The following is a 17,852-nucleotide window of genomic DNA, read 5'->3' on the forward strand; positions in this document are numbered from 1 at the left end:
GCGATGACTTCAGCGGATGTTGATGCTGTCAGCCGTACCAGAGTCGTTGTGCGGGGTTCCTTTGCTCTTATCGTCCTCGGCCAGGTGCTGGTGGCCGCGTGCGGCTGGTTCTTTCACGAAGTCATCTCAAGGCTCAGGCCCGGCGAAGTCTTGGCACCGTGGCCGTTTCTGCCCTATTGCGCTGCTTTCGTGGCGGCCATGCTGCTGGCCACGGCTGTCCACGAGGGTGGGCATGTTGTCGTTGGGCGGCGATTTGGTTGGAGGCTTGCCAGAATCTCCGTAGCTTTGCGGGTTGGTGTATTGCTCGTTGACGATGACAACGAGAAGACCTATCGCGAACAGCTCGCCGTCTCGGCAGCGGGGCCAATCGGAACGCTCATCTACGGGCTTGCCCTGGGCGGTATGGCGTTGTTGTTCGGCGCAGGTGCAGCACCTTTCTTCGTTGTGGCCGGGGTCAGCATCTTGGAGGGGGCGGGGCAGTTGGTGATCCCGACCCCCAACGGAGACGCTAATAAGCTCTGGAAATGCTTATGGGCAGTGAGCCGAGGGCGGGGGAGAGAGCCATATAGTGACCATCGTTAGGACGCTGGGGCTCCGGGCCGTGGTGGCAAATGCCTGTACAAGGTGGTCCGCGCGAGCCCCGTTTTGGCCACGATTTCCCGGATGGGAACGCCTTTGTCCCTCAGCATGATCGCGTGTTCGAGCTTGTCAGGGTTGACCGTGGATGGCCTGCCCGTCTGCCGGCCATGGGCAGCTGCTACCGCCCGGGCATGGGAGGCGCGTTCGGTGGCGTACGTTCGTTCCATCTCCGCGAACAGCGCCAGCATGATCACGGCCAACTGAGCCACCGGCCCGTCGGGGTTCGAAGTGTCGATGCCCAGGGGATCGGCCAGCGTGCGGATGCCGACGCCGCGTTCCTTCAGCTCGTGGACCAGGTTCAAGGTGTCCCGAACCGTCCGGCCCAACCTATCCAAAGTGTGCATCACGATCACGTCACCGGCCCGCGCTTGGCGTAACGCCTCATGGAGCCCTGGCCGGTCCCGTGTGGCCCCCGATTTCTTATCCACGTAGATGTGTTCGGCAGCGACGCCAGCGGCCGCTAGGGCGTCCAGCTGCCGCGTTAGGTCTTGTTTGAGCGTGGAGACCCGCGCATATCCAATGTCCATTGCAGCACCGTACCGAAAGTGGTCGGCGTGACGGTCGTTTGTGGCGGGAGTTGTGGATTGAATTGCGGGACATTCAGATGACGCGAAGTTGCGCGGATTCCGGATGGTGGGGGAGTGTCCCGTTGGGGGTGTTCCGGTTCCAAGGAAATGAGACAACCCGCAGGCGGTAGAAGGTTCTCCACACCGAACAGCCGTGAACGGGTCCTAATCTGTGAGCCGGCGGCGGCTGGGGGAGAGCTCCTTCTGGGTGGAGCTCTGTCGCCGCCGACTTAGTTACAGTCAACGTTGCGGCGGGCTTGCAGGCACCAGTAATTAGTACTCGATCATCGAAGGCGCTCCTCCGCAGAACTACTTGGTTGTACTCAGCCTTCGAACGGAGGGCTACTTGGTCCCACCTGAGGTGTGGGCCCTCTTATCGGAAAGGGCACGAACAGCCTTCTGGCGTGCCATTCCCAGGTTCTTCCTTTGGACCCGTTCAAGCCTGGAGAGCATGACGAAAATGACTGCCGTCCATAGGACGGCAGTTCCGAGCACGATGCCCATCAAAACCAGTGGCTGCATGGTGAAAACGTACCCCGTCCGTGGTTTCCCGGTGCATGCCGGCTGTCGGAAGTTGCGAGAGAAGAGCGTGATGAACGCGCGGCTCCACGCCTGGGCCGCTGCCGGCATGGGCTAGGTCCAAGCGGCTCGAATCACCATGTCGGACCCAGCGGCGAGATGCGGACCGGCGTGACCCGCATCAAGGACACACACATCCTCCGATCCAGGAGCGCCTGTTGTTGCGTCGCATCCCATGGCGCTGAAGCTCAACAATTCCACGGGAAGACTGTTGCCGATCTGGAGCTGACTCATGGTGTCCTTCTGCTTCTCCCGGCACGAACACGTAAGTTTGGAGCCGGGAATGTTAGTGGAGAGAGGTCTTCTCCAAGGGACGCCGGTCTGCATCAGCGGATGACTCCATATTGCCTTGTCTGTCCAGGCCTCGTCCAAACCGTCTTCTACGCACCGGTGGGCTGGATTTTCTCGCGCAAGCTTCCGGAGTTCAGTGAAAACTCTTATGGCCCAAGGCGAACGTCGACAGAAGCGCGGCAGCTTCTAAGCGGCCCTGTTCCGAGGACCAAATTTCACGGCGCTATTTCGCGCAAGGTTGACGGCCCCACTCCACCCGCCCGACTTCGCACGAAAACCTGTCTATCCCGAGCTTGACTTGATTGTCTAGTTTGCACTAGACTAGACTTATGGTGAAGCGGAGAGACTTGATGAAGCGCTTGCAGAAAGCGGCGAAAGACCGGGGTGTGGAGTTCGTGGAGAAAGAAGGTGCCAACCACACGAGGGTCTGGGTTGGGGAGAACAACACCACGGTTCCGCGTCACAGTGAGATTGATGATCTTCTGGCGAAGAAGATCATGAAGCAGATTGGAGAGCAGTGAGTATGCGGAAGCTAACGGCACGGGCAGAACGGGGGAGCGGCTGGTGGGTCATCGAGGTCCCTGAGATTGAAGGGCTTCTGACCCAGGCGAAAACTCTTGGTCAGGTGGAGTTCATGGTCAAGGACGCGGCGGCGCTCATCACCGGCGAGCCTGAAGAGTCGTTTGAGGTTCAGGTGGTGCCCGTGATCTCGGAAGAAGTCCGCGAGCATTTGGCCGCTGCGAAGAAGCTCTTTGAACAAGCCGCCAAAGCGCAGCATTCAGCAGCCGAGGAATCCCGGCTGGCTGCACGTGGCCTGGCCGCGAGTGGGCTCACGGTGCGGGACGTGGGAACGGTCCTGGGCGTTTCGCATCAGCGCGCGCACCAGCTGGTCAAGTAGCGGGGGAGTTGTCTCAAGCCCCTCGCCTACAGGTGCACGGCAAAAGCTATTTCCTTCGGTCTTTTCCCGCACACAGGTGGACGACGGGACCCAGCTGACCGGTTGCACACAATCGCCAGCCCACCCTCGGGCGGCACCTCACCACTGATGGCCGGCGATCATGCACAACCTTGGCGTCGGTGTCCGTGGCCGGCTCTCGTGGTTCCTTGGACATGGCGAAGGCTCGCACCTTTTTTCGGTGCGGGCCTTCTCTGCGTCTACGGCGGGATTACTTGCGTCCGGCAGCTTGGAGGAGTTGCGGGATAGTGCCACAGAGTTCGGTAATGGGGGTTGTCTGTGCTGACCCGTTCTTGGCGGTGCTGACTTTCCATACTGCTTCGATTTGTTCGGCGGAAAGGCCGTTCTTGTTTTGGTCCAGGACGAAGCTGGCCCAGTTGCCGCAGACTTGGGCGTTAAGTGAGGTGCCGATTGGTTCGTATTCGGTGGCGGCGTTGAACGTTTGGCTGAAGATGGTGGGCACGACCATCATTGCTGCTGCGATGAATAGCGCTGCGCCTGCTGTGACCATGCTGAAGAAGAGCGTCCATCGCTCGGCGGTACGTGGTGCCTCGATACGAACTGTTTGGGACTCGCTCATGTTAATTCTTTCCCCCTGAAATATGGTCAACGTGCTGTCGTCCTTGTTGGTGTGTTTGGTGGTGGTGATCGTCGCCGTTCCCAGCTGTGGTAATCCCCGCCAGTAGCTCGCTGGTAGCCCCCTGAGCGCCTTGGAACCCGGCCACGTCGTGATGGTTCTTGTGCCCGCGTAAGCCCGGCCGCGCACGGTAGATGTGTGTCGTCCTGGCTGAAAAAAAGCCCGGCCCGGAGGGTAGGGGAGTCGGCCGCCCAATGTCTTGGACCATGGGGAACTGTCTCGGTCTTTCCTGTCCCTGTTCGGTGGAGGCTGTGCACGACCACCGCTTGCCCAGGGCTACCTGTGACTCCTAGGTGCCGTGGTGGTTGTGTGCAGGCGGTCGGCTGGGTCCCGTCGTCCACTTGTGTGCGGGAAAAGCCCGAAGGAGATAGCTTTTGCCGTGCACAAGTGGGCGAGGGGTTACTGTCCGTTCGCGCCGGGGATTTCGATGTCTCCGACTCCACTGGTTTTTACATCGTCCCGGTTAGGTGTGCGGCGTTCCGCCTTCTTCCGTGGACGGCCACCCGCCTTCTTGGCGGGTGAGTCCAGACCGAAACCGCGAAGGTCCGATTCGGTCCAGTCTGCGCGGAGCGCACCCTGATAGTCCTGTGCATACTTCTGTTCAGCTGCAGCGAGCTGCTGTGCGGCCTCAGCCAGTTCAACACTGCTGGCGGCGGCCTTCTTCACGGCGTTCACTTTGGCGTCCCTGGCGGCGTCGATTTTTGCGGCCGCTTTGGCGGCAATGTCGTCAATGTTCATGCCACGAGCCTACTGCCGAGCGCGGGACCTGTCAGGTTGTTTTAGCCCCAGCTTGCGCAGATGGCGCGAAAACCTGGACGGCTACCGGTGCGGAGCAAGCTGGGCACTTATCTACGATAAGTGCGCTCGAACCTCGCTTTCGCGCTCGGTTGATGGCAGACTGGTGTTTGCGTCCCCCACTTTGCGGGGGTCGCTGCGCTGGGCATTTAGATCAGAGTTTGGGGGTGGTGGCCGTGGCGGAACGTCGTCGCCGTGCGAACGTCAAAGGCGGACGCCCTAATTCGTGGCAAGTGACCGCTTCCGATGAAGAGGCTGCCGCCCTGGTAGTGAAAGCAGCTCAGGCGAAGAAGACTGTTCCGGCTTTGCTGTTTGATGCAGCCATGGCCGAGGGCAGAGCGGAAACGTTCGTCGTCGGCGCTGAGATACGCGACGAGTTGACCGCCATCCGAAACATGATGCGGGCGCTGGGTAACAACATCAACCAGCTCGCCAAGCATGCGAATGCCACGGGCGAGTTTCCAGCCGAGGCCCAGTCCGCCATCAAGGCGGTTCAGCGGACTGCGGCACGTATCAATGACACGTTGTTGGAACTCGGTCGGAGATGATTCCCAACGTCAGCACGGGCAGTCGCATGTTCGGATTGATCCAGTACCTTGCAGGTCCTGGACGCGCTAACGAGCACACCAACATGCACGTAGTCTGCGCTTCCGAGCACATCGTTTCGGTGCTCGATGGTCAGGAGCTTGATGGTGAGAACAGCCGCGAGCTTGGCCGGGAGATGGACTTCGCCAAGAGAGCATTCCGTCCCGATGGTGCGGACCGTTCCCATGTGCTGCACGTGTCCCTGTCTTTGGACCCGGACCAGCTGGGGGAGAGCGGGAGCCGGGACGATGAGTTTTGGGAAACTGTCTCGCGCAAGTACGTCGCTGAGATGGGGTTGGACGGCTCCGACGGTAAGGCCGCTTGCCGGTGGGTTTCGATCCGTCACGGTCTGAGTAAGAACGGCAATGACCACGTTCACCTTGCTATCTCCATGATCCGTGAAGACGGTACGTGGTGGAGCGATTACAAGAGCAAGGCCAAATCCCAGAGGGCCGCACGCGTCATCGAGAAGGACATGGGTTTGCGTGTCCTTGGACAAGGGCTCAAGACCAAGGGAACCAAGCCGGGCGAGCTTGAGTCTTTGGCGCGACGACGCGCGGAAGCTTCCTACACCCGACTGGCAAAAGCAGACCATTCCATGGTTCCCTGGGCAATGCTGGACAAGGCCGCCCGTGATCATCTGATCAGCAATCAGCAGACCATTGAACAGCCGCGTCTGGAACTTGCACGACGACTACGCGGTGCAGGAGCTGGCGCACGTACCGAAGCCGAGTATGTGCAACGGCTCCGGGGTTCCGGGTTACTGGTTCGGCCATACTTCGCCAAGGGAAGTACATCCGTTGTGGCTGGCTATTCCGTTGCGTTCCGTCCTCAGTCGGGGGAGCGTCCGATCTGGTATGGCGGCGGAACGTTGGCCAAGGATTTGTCGTTGCCTGCCTTGCGTCAGCAATGGCCCGGTACTGATCCGTCGGCAGCGGTTCCCGAGTGGAAAGCAGCGCAGCGGAACCGTGCATTCGCCACGCCAGTGCCAGCTGGTGCTGAGTTTGTTTCAGCTGAAGTAATCAATGGGTTCTTCCGCGAGATGAAGGACGTTGCCGCACTGTTCCGTGACGTTCAGGGAACCGACCCGGCACGTTTCGCGCAGATTGCCCGGCAGGGTGCAGGGGTGCTCTCGGCATGGAGTGTTGCAGCAGGGGCAGAAGGTGACGCGGCAGCGAAGAACCTTGCCGAAGCGGCAGATCTTTTCGCCCGCCACGCGCAGCTGGCCGAGGAACCAAAACGCGCCGTCGTTCCCACGCGAGAGATTGTTGCCGGGGTTGCAACCCACCAAGCAATTGGATTGTCCAGGCGGGCCGGTGCGTCGGCGGTGTTAGCGGCGTGGAGTGATTTCGGGACGCAGCTGGGGAAGGCGTTCAAGGCCCACGACTATGGACATGCCACGGACCGGCTGTCCCGTGAGGTGAGGGAGAAGCTGACGGAAGTGCAGCGCGCGTACCTGTCCGTGGATGGGAACCCGATCCGTCCGCACATTGGCGGGAATGCACCGATGAAGGGTGCAGCTGCTTCGTCGGTGGCCGTCCTTGAACGGCCTGTCGGAACAGCCCAGGGCGAGGGCACCGAACAGCAGGTTGCGCCCGTGCAGAAACCACGGCCACGGCTGGAAGTTCTCGAAGAACAATTGCGGGCAGCCGGGCTACCTGAGCAGACCATCCGGGCGCGACTTCAGGCAGAGAAGCTCATCAGCAGCGGGCCACGGCCCGCGCAAGGAAAGACACCACTGTCCAGTACGACCAGGACGGCGACACATGGACCGGAACAGAAGACACAGCAGAGCAAGGATCAACAGAAAGGCAGGGGATGACGTTGAGTGAATCTGGCGGCGTTGATGATTTTGTGGAACAGAGTTTTCAGCATGCGTTGGCCATGGCGGCGCAGATCGGTTCGGCAGCTGCCCGGACGTGGAAGCAGCACTCCGAGCAAGCACGGACGGACAACAGCCGTCGTGGGTCGATGGCCAGGCTGGCGTTCGATTCCGAACGACTTGCTGCCGTGACAACTCTGGCCCCGACGGCTGAGAACCAGTGGTGGGAATCTGCCGGGCAGGCTGACATTGTTGATGCCTACCGTGTGGCCACCGCGTGGAAGGACCACGACCCGGCCGCCGCAGCGGCTGAAGAGAATATCCGTACCCAGCTGCAGCAGCGTTTCGGATTCGATATCTCCGATGTTTTGCGGGACCAACAGCGCATTGATTCCGCTCATGACCGCGACGCTACCTTGGAAACGTGGATGGCCTTGGCACCGGCAGAGCGCTCCACGGCGCAGGCCCCGGATGCCGTCAAGGCAGCAGCGGAACGTTGGGCGATCACCACCCAAAGCCCGGACTACCAGGACCATCTTGTGGGCAAAGCCCAAGTGAACGACCCCCAAGCGAAGGAACAGCTGGTGAGGGACTGGCTGGCGGCCGGGTCGCCGGAGGTCCGGCCGTTCGATCCTGAGTATCTGGCGGCAGAGAAACGCTTCGGCGAACGGGAACCGTCCCGTGCCGAGGCACAGGAGCGGGAGGCGGAACAGCGCCGTCAGGAGTTCCTGGTACGGCAGGGCAAGGTCACCCCTGAGCAGGACATGGGCAGGTTCTACACGCAGGGTTCCGACGGCAGCCTTCGTAAGGAAGCCGAGGGGTTCAAAGCTGTGGCCGTGGCCGAATACGCCAGGGCGGACCAAGCCAAGGAAGAAGCCGCACGGGCGGAACGCACCGGGCCGACTGCTTTGGAAGAAGAGTGGTACCGGGAAGAGTTCCTTCGCCAGGACCCGGACGCGATCCAGTCCGACGTGAAGGCCCAGACAGCGGCCCACGACGCAGCCAGCCACGAAAGGGCCGGCAATACTGCCTCCGACCGTTCAGCGGCCGCCTACGGCACCGCTGAACACCGGGCAGCCCTGGAAGAGCAGCTGGTGAGCGCTGGTGTCCCGGAACAGGCCGTCAGGGCGCGTATGCAGGGAGAGAAGATACAGAAGTACCCCATCACCCATGCAGCAGCCGGTAAGGGCGCGAAAGCCGGTAAGACGCGCGCCCCGTCCGCCACCAAGACTCAGGCGCAAAGCAAGAACCGCACACGCGGCCGCTAAGGGACACAAGACACACAGAGAGGCCCTGCACACCGTTTGGTGTGCAGGGCTTTCTTTGACTACTACTGGGGCTCTGTTTGTGGCCGTTCTTGGGAGGTTAGACGATCATTTCGCCGGGAAGTTCGCGGTCCAGCTGATCAACGTCGTACTCGCCGCCGTCGTCGTTGCGATTGTCAGTGTTCCAGCTTGGCTGGCTTTGCGCTTTTGTGCGCTCGGCGGCGTCTACCGGGCCATTCCAGTCGCGTCGAATCAGGCCCACGCGGCCGGTCTTGCTGTTGTTGACTATTTCGTAGGCCAGCAACCAGCCTGTCGAACGAGGACCGCCGACTGAGAACGGGTCGATGTGCGGGTCCGCGTTGAGGAACGTGACCAGCCAGCCATGACGCCCACCAGGTGCACCGGCTCCCCTCAACCGGTAGCCCCAGTCTGACTCGGGTGCTCCGTTGAAGATCATCTGGGCTTTGGCCGTGGCACCTTCGGCAGCATTGAAGTCCGCAACGGTGGGATAAATTTTCATTGATTCTCTTATCGGTTGGTTTTTCGTAAGGGCATTTGGTGAGGGTTCAGCGCCATGGATGGTGCTGGTGAATTGGGATGGCTCCGCTTAACGGAAGAAGCGTTTCCACCACGGGCGGGCGGGGCTTTCTTCCTCTTCGGTAGGGGCGGGGGGTGTTCCCTGATCGTCGCCCGGAATTTGGGCATCCTCGTGGAAGACCGCGCCGCTGACGACGTTTCCCCGTTCACACGCGGCCACGATTTGGTCTTTGCCGGACATTCCATCGCCTGTTACGAGTTCGTCACCCACATAGAGAATGAGGAAACCGGTGGCACGAACGTGGTTGATCCAGCGGCTTTCTTCACCCGTGGATTCCGGTTCGAAGGATGCGACCAGGATGCCTTCAGAGTCCGTGATGATAATTTCACGGCCGTCCTCTTTCCAGGACCAGCCTTGGGCAACAGGCATAGGTGCCCCGTCCTGGAACCACTTCAACCCGAGTTCCGCGTAGGAGGACGCAATGAGTGTCGGGATCGAATCCGGCTCAAAGTGAACCTGCGTCACGGCGGTAGGGCGCATGAGCATGAACCCGTACAAGGGGTTCCCTGTTTTGGGATCGGATGCAACCCCAAGTTGGTACCGCATATCGTCGCCACCCGCGAGGATCGTCAACGGAGCTGGGGCCGGGGCCGGTACTCCGGTGTAGTGCTCTTGGAGCATCGTGGCCGCGTTGCTGGCGGGCGGGCGAATCAGGACGCAGACGGACATGGCATCCGCGTAGGAGCTGGATGGCCCCAGGGATGCGAACCGGGCCTTGGTGGTCAGGCCCAGCAGGTAGCCATCGGTGGCCGGGATATCCCAGATTTCCTTGTAGTTGTCTGCCAGCAGCAGGATCGACGGCCGAGTATTCACCGGGGCGGTGAGGTTCAGTTCGACCTTGGCCAGCATCTGCCCGTCATTGGCGGGGATGGCTCCCCAGCGGGCGGTTCCCTTGATCTGGGCGTGAAGGTCCACGGTTCCTTCGGAATCGAGCAACCAGAACAGCTTCTGCAACTCGGGGGACGGTGATGGAGCCTCGTTATCGAGCAGGACAACGAACAACGGGGGCAGATCGCCGGGGCCGTCCGGGCGGATTCCAGCGGCCCCGGCAGCGAAGATGGTCCCGGCAATGAAGTCCTGATTCTCCGCCCCGATCCGGTGGGCGGGTATGGTCTTTTGGGTGCGTTGGCCTTGCCGGTTGGCTTTCTCCTGGCGGCGGCGTTCTTCCCTGTTCATACGGTGCTCCTTTCGTTGCCAGACGGTGCTGGCTGGACCGTTGTTGCGTCGAGGTTCAGGCCCTCGGGCAGCGGGTCAACGGGATAGCGGGTCATCTTGTGGCCGTGGTCCGAGCGGCATTCAGACAAGGGGCCGCCTTCGGCCATGATCCGGTCAAAGTGGCGGTCGGCGTGGTCGAGCATCCAGGTACTCACCGCGCCGCCACCTTCGGCGTAGGCCACTTCGTAGGCCTGCCACAGTGCGGTCAGCCGCATCATCACCGATTCGTGGTTCCACCACTGCCGGCACCACCGGATAGGCGCGGTCCCGCGCTGCTGAAGGACGCCGGGGTTTGAATCGAAATGCTCGTACAGCGGCCCGTAAACGCCTTCATAGAAGTCATATACGGTACGGAAGGCCGGTTCCGGTTCCGGGGTTTCTTCGCCCGGTTCCGGTTCTGGCTCGTCGGCATCGGGGGAGGGGAGCCCCTGAATCCAGGGCTCCAGATCGTCCAGGGACCACCGCGGTGTTCGCCCGGCCCATGATGATGGTTTTGGGGCGTCACCACGGGCAACCATTGCCTTGAATGAGACAGCGGAGAGTTTCCCGGCCCGTTCGGTGACCAAGGAAGCGGCTTCGGCCGCCGACAGCTCAAAGCCGTGATCTTCAGCGCCGGTCCCTGGCGTCGTGGATTCCGGAGGGTCGGTGATTTCCCCGGTGGAGGTATCGATCCCGGCAGCTTCGGCCACATGACCGGTCACACGGGTTTCAATGCCTTCGGCAACGGCAGACCAATCCAGCTGATCAAGCCGGGCGTCTACCTTCTCTTCAAGGCGTTTGGTGTACCGGCGCAGAGCAACCTTTGTCAGCAGGTTCTCTACGGCCTCGCCGTCCAGTCCGGCCAGCGCCGCTCCGTCGGCACTGAGAGCGGAATGCTCAGCTGGTGTCTCATCGTCCCCGGTCTCATCGGGAGCAGTGGGAAGGTCTGCCTCGTCCTGTTCGGTGTCGGTGCCGGTGTCGTCGAAGAGCAGACCAGTTCCCGGAAGGTGATCTTCCGGGAACTGGCCGTTCTGTTCAGCGGTGTTGCTCACGCTGCCACCGGTGTGGTGTCAGGGTTGCGGCGCACAGCCTCAGCTTCGGCTACCGCGTCCTGGATCGTCCTCTCAGCCTGAGGATCATGGGCACGGAGGGAAGCTTCGACCGCTTCCTTGTGCTTGGTCCACATCCACGGCGTGGACTTGATCAAAGCGGCCCGGTTCTGGCCCGTGATCAGGATGCCCCGGCCCTTGGGCAACGCGGCAAGCTCGGCCACATCGAATATACGGTCACGGTGTTCCTGAGCCGGACCGCGAGGGGAGTCCTTGGATCCCGGTGAACCGGGTGTTGTGTAGTAGTAATCCCCAACCGCTTCTGAGGTCTTGGACAGGAACGGACCCGGCTTGTTCCCGCCGAGGTACAGGACCCAGTTGGCGGCTTGGTACAGCGCCTCCATGCCCTTTTCGCCCCAGACGGATTCGCCTTGGGAGTAGGACTGCAGAATCGTGACGACAAGGATTCCACGGGAGCCAAAGTGGGAGTATTCCTTGGGCAGCTTGGACCAGCGGCACACGTTGGCCGCTTCGTCCAGGATGGCCGAAAGCGGAATGGGCAACCGTCCGCCAGGGCAGTCGGTAGCGAACTGCTGTGCAGCTTCCAGCACGGCCACGGCCATGGCTGTGACCAGAGCGCGGCCGCCACCGGCTGAGTCCTTGGAGAGCGAGTAGAGCGTGTCCTTGCTGCGGACGAACTCTGCCGGGTTGAAGTGGCGGCGTCCCCGGTAGACCGACCCCGGAACTTCGGGGGATGCGACTTCATCACCCTCAACAGGGTTGACCCACCGGGCGATTTCATGGTTGGTCAAGCACTCGGTCATGATCTGCGCGGTGGAAAATACACCGGAGCGTTCAGGCAGGGAGTCCGGGGAGAAGATGCTGGCCAGCTGGTTCAGAACCTCGACATGGCGGGTTTCGTTCAGGATGGCGATCGCTTCAGGTTCGCGCACGTCCCGGTCCGAAATCCATTCCTGGACCGTGGACAAGGGCAGGCCTTTCACGGCGGCCGCGAGGAAGAAGCCTCGAAGCAGCTGCGTGGCTCGAAGTTCGAAGAACTGGAAGCCCTTCTCACCCACGGATTCCATTTCGGCCTTGGCGAAGGTGTCAGCCAAGGTCCACGCGCTGGCAGCATCGTGGACCATCGACAGGGGGTTCCACCACCAGCTGGGGGTCTCTCCAACGATCCCTTGCGGGTCGAAGACCCAGATGTTGCCGCCGTTCTTGGCCCTGACATCGCGGGTTGCGTCCGTGAGGAACCGCTTGTTCTCGGTGACGATGACCGCGCCAGGAGCTTCCAGGATGTACGGCACCGCGTAGGAGGCAGACTTACCGGCACGAGGGCCGGCGAAAATCAGGCCGACCAGTTCAGCGTTCGCGTACAAAGGATGGGAGGTGGGGATGATCTTGCCCAGCTCGAACCCGGGCCAGCCGTCAGCCTGGCACTTCATCTTCCGGTTATCAGCAATCGCGGCTTTGGCCGACAGGGATTTGACCTCCCGGAATGTGGCCATGTGCCGGGCAGCCGCGTCTACCCAGGAAGACTTGGGAGAGATTTTCCGCACCAGCAGCCACCCGGTGACAATCACAGCGGCGACAGCGACGGCAAGGGTGCCCATTCCGGCGATGTACAGGCCGGAGAACTCACGCGGGCCTTTCACAAGCTCCTGGACGACGATGTGCGGCCCCGCCCAGGTGCCGGTGGCGTAGAACCCGCCTACGCTCAAACCGGCCACCACGGACAGAAGCACACCGATCAGCACGGCAGCGCCGATGATCGTTGCCCGGTTCTTTTGGCGCAGGTAACGTGCCCGTGTTGGTGCACCCATCAGGCGGCCACCTCTTCCTTCTTCAACGGGACCACGTTGCTTCGCTCGTCAGTAACGTGGTGCTCCTTCTCGATGGCAGTTTTGGTCATTTGCACGGGAATCCCCACGCGGCCGGGCACCTTCAGCAGGATCTTTCCCGCACCAGGAGGCGCAGCAGGGGTGCCATCGGCGTTCAGCTTCGGCTTCCAGTCCGGAGGCGTGTTGAAACTGTTCACCATCTCGGTTTCCTTGGCGTTCAACGGCTGCACCGAGCTAAGTTCTTGCAGGTCATCCAGAGACAGAGCCATCAGGCCCAGGATGCCGCACCGCTGCGCGAAGCCCTTGGCCGTGGCACGGTCCTTCTCGTTGGGCAAAGACAGGAAGTCCTTGGGGCTGTGCGTGATCTTCAGTTCACTCACGCCCAGGCCACGGTTGGTCCGCCCTACCCGGTCCGCGCGGTCGATGATGCCCTCACAGGCACGGATCGGGTACCAGAACTCGTCCTGCACGGACAAGTAACCGCCCCAAGGCACTTCCGGGTCATACTGCGACAGTTCCCAGTGGGCGTCGATGGCCGAGAACCCGATGTTCCACGTCGCCAGCATCGCCGCCGACAGGAGTTTGGTCCGCGATTCCGGAATGGAAGAAGTATCGAAGCAGAACCCACCAGGGTTCCCTACGGGTACGCTGATCGACTCGTTGGACCCAATGAGCGAGCCCATTTCACCGTTCAGGACGGCAAGGACGGACAGATGCAGTTTCCGGTACTCAGCGAGAAACTGCTCAGCAGTGTCACACGCGACCGCCGAAAGGACCTCCGGGGGTGGGTTCAGGAACGCCCCTTTCATGTCATGCAGGGAAGGCTTGCGGACCCGTGTGATGACCGAACGGACCAAAAGTTCCAATGCCATGTCTTCGTTGTCGTCCAACGGATGACCGCGGCTGATCTGCACCACCAGGGCAACCATGTCCACAGCCTTGCCGATGGCTTCCTCAAGCATCTCCGCACCCAGGACGCCGCCGATCTTTTTGGCGGCCTCCCCCAGTGCTCCGAGGTCCAGGAGGTTGATTCTGTGCTTACCTTTGGGACCGAGGCTGAACACGGTGCCGCCCATCATCTCGATCATCTCGCAGTACTCGCCCTTAAGCGGGTCAAAGACCATCGGCACAACACCGCGCGCGGCCATCGAGTAAATGAACCGCTGCGCGACAGAAGACTTGCCGTTGCCGTTCAAACCAAAGAGCATCATGGAAGCCGAGGTGATCAGGCGCATGTCGTACCAGGACTTCATGTCCCCGGCCACGGTGGTGCCCACATTCATGTCTCGGCCCAAAGGAGTACCGACATTCGGCCGGGACGTGCCAGCCGAGAACGGGTAAATCCCGCACAGCTGGTTTGAAGATGAATACCACTGCGGAGGCTTGGGACGTTTGCCCCAACGGCCACCACCGAACCCGGTGAAGCCCTTGGAAGTCAGGTAGTGCTTCACTTCAAGAGTGTGTTTGGTGTTGAACATTACTGTGTCGCTCCTTTTCCAAGCCAGAGGGGAGAACCGGAGTACCGCCACGGCAGCACACCGAACGGAAGCGTGGTGTGGAACGCAGCCGAACCGGCATGCTCGACGAACCGGTAGGGCATGATCAGCTGGTTCATCAAGGACTTCACTTGGTTCAGCGCATCCCTGTAGGACTTCTCATCCGGGGAGAAAGTCACCGTGACCATCATGGAGAAAAGCGAGAGCCTGGCACCCTGAGCCAGTTCTTCCTCAGTCTTTTCCGCCACTGCCTTTGCCGCCTTGTCCCAGGACGTGGGCCGGCCTTTCCGGGTGGTGATCTTCCAGTCGGCGGTTTTGACCAGTTTGTCGACAACCTTGGCCCCCGTGCCGGGGTCCACCGGACGGTAAAACAGGGCCACCCGCTTGCGGAGGAACTTGGAGTTCGGCCCGAAAATCCGGTCAAAGCTCCTCGAGGTGATGTGCGCACCAGGGGGCACGGTCATCATCAACGTCATCGACGCAACACCGTCGTGGAAAACGACACGGCCCTGTGAGTCATCGAAGAAGCCCGGTCCGGCATGCTGCCAGTCCTTCACTGCCTGACGGCCGTTCAATGCGTCCAGGGCCATTTCCTGATCCCGCATCGGCTGGTACGCCAGCTGCGCGACGTGGGCAAGCTCCGCCTCGACCAAAGGTTCCGGTGAACCGGCCCCGGCGTCGCTGAGCATTTCGCTCTGCGCCGGGAGACGGGCAGCGACTTCAGCGACGGCAGAAGAAATATCCTTCTCCGCCAGCGTCTCTGCATCCCAAACCATCGTGGCGTAGACGTTCAGCACTGCTGACCGTGCCGGGAGGGTGCCTACCGCGTGGTCCAGGACCTCTTTCGCGAAGGCAGGTGCCCCCGGAGCGACATCTTCACGGATCGCCGCGCAGGTCCCGGCTGAGGACTCAGACGCGGAATCAACCACAATCGTGGCCCCGGTCAAGCCATCCTCGACACTGAGCGAGGAAAGCCAGATGCCGAATTTGGATACCTGTGCATTCACCACGGATTGTTCCTGCATCGATGCCCCGTCCGGGGAGCACCCAAACACGGCCGCCAGCTGTCCTACGGACTTGTGGTGCAGCAACGAGTATTCCCGGCCAAGACCATCAGTACCCGAGATCGTGTCCACATCCAGCAGCGCACCGGGCAGACGCTCGGCGTCCTCGGGAGGAAGCGTGGACAAAGCCCCGGTGACGTAGAACGCCGATCCTGAAGCTTTCCGGGATGCCAGGGACAGGCGGTCGGTGAACTTGCCGAAGATCGTGGTGCCACCGAACTTCACCATTCCCAAGAACACGATCATGGCTGTGATCAGGAGCATGAGCACAGCGGCCAGATAGAAGGTCCTCATCAACAGCAACAGGCCAAGGATGAGTCCGGCAGCGCTGACAATTACAGCCGGTAGAGCCAGGCCGAACAGGCCAGGGGACGCTGGCTCAAGCCAATTCCCAAACTTTTCCTGCGGAACGTTATTGCTCATGATCCCAACACACCCTTTCCGTCAGTGTCTTGCGCCCCTCGGGCTACAGAGCCACCCAGAGACTGGGTAGCTGCGTGAATTCCTGCTTTCGACCCGGAAGCCCCCGTGGACGGCGAACCACCAGCCACCGCGCCGCCAGAAGATGGCTGCCCGGTCGAAGGACCCGCGCCACCAGCTGAGGACCCATCCGAACCGGTGCCACCGCTGGCCCCGGAAGATCCGCTGCTACCGGATGAGCCCGAAGGGCCACTACCACCTGAGGCACCGGAGGGCCCAGCGCCACCAGCTGGACCGGCCGAGCCTCCACCGCCAAGGACCGAACCGCCCCCGGAAGAACCGGAAGAAACGGATGCGCCCTGAGCCATGGACATGCCAGAACCAGCCGTGCCGGCCTTGCCCGCAGCACCGGCCCCGGCAGCAGCAGAGCCGCCGCCAGTAGCGATAGCCGCTCCACCGGCCACGCCAGCGGATACGACGGCGGCACCGGCCGCCATGGCCATGGTCCCGCCAGCAGCTGAACCCATCGCGGAGGTTGCAGGGCCCAGGAGCTTCATGATTGCCGGAAGCGCAGCAACAGCCAGCACCAGCAACAACATGCCGTTGATGACGCCTCCAATACCGTCACCGCCTGACTTCAATTTCCACGCGAACGCGTAAATGATCGCCGCGACCGGCTTATAGATCAGGAAGGCAATCAACCACTTCGTGATCGTTGCAAAACCGCCTTCAGAACCACGGATCATCGCGCCCGCAGCGGCAACCGGCCAAAAGGCGATCAGCATCGGCAGGGCCACGGCGCGGATAATCATGATGAGCCACTGCAACAACGTCGCGGCCGCGCCGAAAATCCCGGCGATAATCGCAAGGCCAGCACCAATGGACCCCACCGACGCTGCCGCTGGGCCAAGGGCTCCGTACCCGGAGACCGTGACACCGGCCTCGTCCAGAATCCACTTCGCGAAAGCATCACCAGCCGGGATGGCAACCTGCATCAACGCGGTGCCCAACGTGGTCACCAGGAACGTCATCAACAAGGCCTTGGAGACCTTCACGGCCTGATCCCCACGCGTGTGGACCATCGTCCACACACAGGCAACCATGATGCCGACCGTGGCAAGGAAGATACTGATCACCTGCAACTGCCCGGTCAGCCACTCCATGGACGCGCCATCGAGATTGACCAGAATCCCGGAGTCCAACCAGGACGTCAGGAAGCCCTTCATGAGCGAGTCCCAGGCGCCCATCATCGTTTCACCCAGGCCATTTGCCCCGGAATCAACGGCCTTATCGACCGCACCGCCAACAATGCATCCGGCCCACTCGCCTGGATTACTGCAATCAGCCATTGGTACCACCCCATGTCACGAACTGGCCTGCCCGTGGGGTTACTGATTGCCCGGCAAACAATTTGCCATCATCAAGAACTTTCAGCTTCCAGTCACCATCAACCCACCTGAATGTCTGCGGTATCCCCGCGTACCCGGTATCGGTCTTATCTGTGGCAATGACCAGAGTCAGCTGTGCTTCATCTGGCGTGAACGAATCGACAATGAAGCCTGAGTAGGTCACTGGCGTAGAAGCTTTCGAAGACTCGCTAAGGGTTGACCGATAAACGGCTTTTCCAGGCGACTCCATCACATAGAGTTCGATAGCCTCTTTTAGTCCCACAGTGTTGGAACTTGCATTGAGCGATACAGCCGTCAGTGCTGCTCCGAGGGGTGAGCGGGCGAAGCACACACCATATCCGTCCTTGGTTTTGGTAGGTCCGTAGGTGTCCGAGACTGGCCAGGTCCAGCCCTTCTCTGCCTTCCAGCGGAGGTCCTTTGGCATGGCAGGCTTGGCTGAGGTGTCCCCTGCCGGGACGTTACAGCCGCCTTCGTCCTTGGGACTCTCCACAGCCACTGGGGTGGACGGTTCAGGCGGGCCGGATGGTTTGACCAGGATCATCACCAGCAGGATCGCGACGACGAACACCACGAGGATGGAGGCCCATAGGGCGACCTTTCCCCGCAGCTTCTGGGCTTTCTGTGTCGTTGTCATGGGTTCT

18 protein-coding genes are annotated in these 17,852 nt (G+C 61.4%); 6 read left to right on the top strand and 12 right to left on the bottom strand.

From position 1 onward, the window contains the following. On the top strand, positions 1–582 hold a 582-nt coding region (locus ABHM97_RS21205), incomplete at its 5' end, for a M50 family metallopeptidase (RefSeq protein WP_349472129.1). On the opposite strand, the gene ABHM97_RS21210 is transcribed toward ABHM97_RS21205, so the two are convergent. Together ABHM97_RS21210 and ABHM97_RS21215 are read right to left on the bottom strand one after the other, a co-directional pair. After that, a complete protein-coding gene (locus tag ABHM97_RS21210; RefSeq protein WP_349472130.1) occupies positions 579–1,166 on the bottom strand; it encodes a recombinase family protein in 588 nt (195 codons plus the stop codon). The genes ABHM97_RS21205 and ABHM97_RS21210 overlap by 4 nt on opposite strands. 381 nt (positions 1,167–1,547) lie before the next feature. Then, positions 1,548–1,727, bottom strand: coding sequence for a hypothetical protein (locus ABHM97_RS21215; protein ID WP_349472131.1), 180 nt, complete (start codon positions 1,725–1,727; stop codon positions 1,548–1,550). A 677-nt stretch (positions 1,728–2,404) separates the two neighbouring features. On the opposite strand from ABHM97_RS21215, the gene ABHM97_RS21220 reads away from it, so the two are divergent. Together ABHM97_RS21220 and ABHM97_RS21225 are read left to right on the top strand one after the other, a co-directional pair. Further along, entirely contained in the window at positions 2,405–2,596 is a 192-nt protein-coding gene (locus tag ABHM97_RS21220) for a type II toxin-antitoxin system HicA family toxin (RefSeq protein WP_349472132.1), read from the top strand. 2 nt (positions 2,597–2,598) lie between these two features. Next, on the top strand, positions 2,599–2,973 hold the full coding sequence (locus ABHM97_RS21225; protein WP_349472133.1) for a type II toxin-antitoxin system HicB family antitoxin: 375 nt from the start codon (positions 2,599–2,601) through the stop codon (positions 2,971–2,973). Positions 2,974–3,241: 268 nt separating this feature from the next. On the opposite strand, the gene ABHM97_RS21230 is transcribed toward ABHM97_RS21225, so the two are convergent. Together ABHM97_RS21230 and ABHM97_RS21235 are read right to left on the bottom strand one after the other, a co-directional pair. Next, positions 3,242–3,610 carry a hypothetical protein gene (locus tag ABHM97_RS21230; RefSeq protein ID WP_349472134.1) on the bottom strand — a complete coding sequence of 123 codons (369 nt, stop codon included), beginning with the start codon at positions 3,608–3,610 and terminating at the stop codon, positions 3,242–3,244. Positions 3,611–4,066: 456 nt separating this feature from the next. Then, positions 4,067–4,405: a hypothetical protein gene (locus ABHM97_RS21235; protein ID WP_349472135.1), complete on the bottom strand. Its 339-nt coding sequence runs from the start codon at positions 4,403–4,405 to the stop codon at positions 4,067–4,069. 290 nt (positions 4,406–4,695) lie between these two features. Between ABHM97_RS21235 and mobC the strand changes: the two genes are divergently transcribed. From mobC to ABHM97_RS21250, 3 genes are read left to right on the top strand one after another with little or no spacing between them, the layout of a single operon-like run. Next, a complete protein-coding gene (mobC, locus tag ABHM97_RS21240) occupies positions 4,696–5,010 on the top strand; it encodes a plasmid mobilization relaxosome protein MobC (RefSeq protein WP_349472136.1) in 315 nt (104 codons plus the stop codon). Positions 5,011–5,036: 26 nt separating this feature from the next. Further along, positions 5,037–6,869: a relaxase/mobilization nuclease domain-containing protein gene (locus ABHM97_RS21245; RefSeq protein WP_349472137.1), complete on the top strand. Its 1,833-nt coding sequence runs from the start codon at positions 5,037–5,039 to the stop codon at positions 6,867–6,869. 2 nt (positions 6,870–6,871) lie between these two features. Further along, positions 6,872–8,137: a hypothetical protein gene (locus tag ABHM97_RS21250; RefSeq protein WP_349472138.1), complete on the top strand. Its 1,266-nt coding sequence runs from the start codon at positions 6,872–6,874 to the stop codon at positions 8,135–8,137. Positions 8,138–8,234: 97 nt separating this feature from the next. Here ABHM97_RS21250 and ABHM97_RS21255 read toward each other — a convergent pair whose 3' ends face one another. From ABHM97_RS21255 to ABHM97_RS21290, 8 genes are all read right to left on the bottom strand, one after another. Continuing rightward, positions 8,235–8,654 (bottom strand): hypothetical protein, encoded by a 420-nt coding sequence (locus tag ABHM97_RS21255; RefSeq protein WP_349472139.1) that lies wholly within the window; start codon positions 8,652–8,654, stop codon positions 8,235–8,237. A gap of 87 nt (positions 8,655–8,741) precedes the next feature. Beyond that, a complete protein-coding gene (locus ABHM97_RS21260) occupies positions 8,742–9,908 on the bottom strand; it encodes a hypothetical protein (protein WP_349472140.1) in 1,167 nt (388 codons plus the stop codon). Then, positions 9,905–10,978, bottom strand: coding sequence for a DUF4913 domain-containing protein (locus tag ABHM97_RS21265; protein ID WP_349472141.1), 1,074 nt, complete (start codon positions 10,976–10,978; stop codon positions 9,905–9,907). The genes ABHM97_RS21260 and ABHM97_RS21265 overlap by 4 nt, the downstream gene beginning before the upstream one ends. Beyond that, positions 10,975–12,804 carry a type IV secretory system conjugative DNA transfer family protein gene (locus ABHM97_RS21270; RefSeq protein WP_349472142.1) on the bottom strand — a complete coding sequence of 610 codons (1,830 nt, stop codon included), beginning with the start codon at positions 12,802–12,804 and terminating at the stop codon, positions 10,975–10,977. Before ABHM97_RS21270 ends, ABHM97_RS21265 begins: the two co-directional genes overlap by 4 nt. Further along, positions 12,804–14,300 carry a putative type IV secretion/conjugal transfer ATPase gene (locus ABHM97_RS21275; RefSeq protein ID WP_349472143.1) on the bottom strand — a complete coding sequence of 499 codons (1,497 nt, stop codon included), beginning with the start codon at positions 14,298–14,300 and terminating at the stop codon, positions 12,804–12,806. The genes ABHM97_RS21270 and ABHM97_RS21275 overlap by 1 nt, the downstream gene beginning before the upstream one ends. Continuing rightward, complete coding sequence (locus ABHM97_RS21280; protein ID WP_349472144.1) at positions 14,300–15,805, bottom strand: SCO6880 family protein; 1,506 nt, start codon at positions 15,803–15,805, stop codon at positions 14,300–14,302. Before ABHM97_RS21280 ends, ABHM97_RS21275 begins: the two co-directional genes overlap by 1 nt. Then, a complete protein-coding gene (locus ABHM97_RS21285) occupies positions 15,802–17,151 on the bottom strand; it encodes a hypothetical protein (protein ID WP_349472145.1) in 1,350 nt (449 codons plus the stop codon). Before ABHM97_RS21285 ends, ABHM97_RS21280 begins: the two co-directional genes overlap by 4 nt. After that, complete coding sequence (locus ABHM97_RS21290; RefSeq protein ID WP_349472146.1) at positions 17,144–17,845, bottom strand: DUF8175 domain-containg protein; 702 nt, start codon at positions 17,843–17,845, stop codon at positions 17,144–17,146. The genes ABHM97_RS21285 and ABHM97_RS21290 overlap by 8 nt, the downstream gene beginning before the upstream one ends. Positions 17,846–17,852: the final 7 nt, after the last annotated feature.

The organism is Paenarthrobacter sp. CAP02 (assembly GCF_040137855.1).
Lineage (GTDB): Bacteria > Actinomycetota > Actinomycetes > Actinomycetales > Micrococcaceae > Arthrobacter.

Coding starts and splice junctions, on each gene's coding strand:
- ABHM97_RS21280 (WP_349472144.1), bottom strand. CDS start 15,805: ATGAGCAATAACGTTCCGCAGGAAAAGTTTGGGAATTGGCTTGAGCCA.
- ABHM97_RS21210 (WP_349472130.1), bottom strand. CDS start 1,166: ATGGACATTGGATATGCGCGGGTCTCCACGCTCAAACAAGACCTAACG.
- ABHM97_RS21260 (WP_349472140.1), bottom strand. CDS start 9,908: ATGAACAGGGAAGAACGCCGCCGCCAGGAGAAAGCCAACCGGCAAGGC.
- ABHM97_RS21245 (WP_349472137.1), top strand. CDS start 5,037: ATGTTCGGATTGATCCAGTACCTTGCAGGTCCTGGACGCGCTAACGAG.
- ABHM97_RS21225 (WP_349472133.1), top strand. CDS start 2,599: ATGCGGAAGCTAACGGCACGGGCAGAACGGGGGAGCGGCTGGTGGGTC.
- ABHM97_RS21285 (WP_349472145.1), bottom strand. CDS start 17,151: ATGGCTGATTGCAGTAATCCAGGCGAGTGGGCCGGATGCATTGTTGGC.
- ABHM97_RS21275 (WP_349472143.1), bottom strand. CDS start 14,300: ATGTTCAACACCAAACACACTCTTGAAGTGAAGCACTACCTGACTTCC.
- ABHM97_RS21220 (WP_349472132.1), top strand. CDS start 2,405: ATGGTGAAGCGGAGAGACTTGATGAAGCGCTTGCAGAAAGCGGCGAAA.
- ABHM97_RS21255 (WP_349472139.1), bottom strand. CDS start 8,654: ATGAAAATTTATCCCACCGTTGCGGACTTCAATGCTGCCGAAGGTGCC.
- ABHM97_RS21290 (WP_349472146.1), bottom strand. CDS start 17,845: ATGACAACGACACAGAAAGCCCAGAAGCTGCGGGGAAAGGTCGCCCTA.
- ABHM97_RS21235 (WP_349472135.1), bottom strand. CDS start 4,405: ATGAACATTGACGACATTGCCGCCAAAGCGGCCGCAAAAATCGACGCC.
- ABHM97_RS21230 (WP_349472134.1), bottom strand. CDS start 3,610: ATGAGCGAGTCCCAAACAGTTCGTATCGAGGCACCACGTACCGCCGAG.
- ABHM97_RS21270 (WP_349472142.1), bottom strand. CDS start 12,804: ATGGGTGCACCAACACGGGCACGTTACCTGCGCCAAAAGAACCGGGCA.
- ABHM97_RS21215 (WP_349472131.1), bottom strand. CDS start 1,727: ATGCAGCCACTGGTTTTGATGGGCATCGTGCTCGGAACTGCCGTCCTA.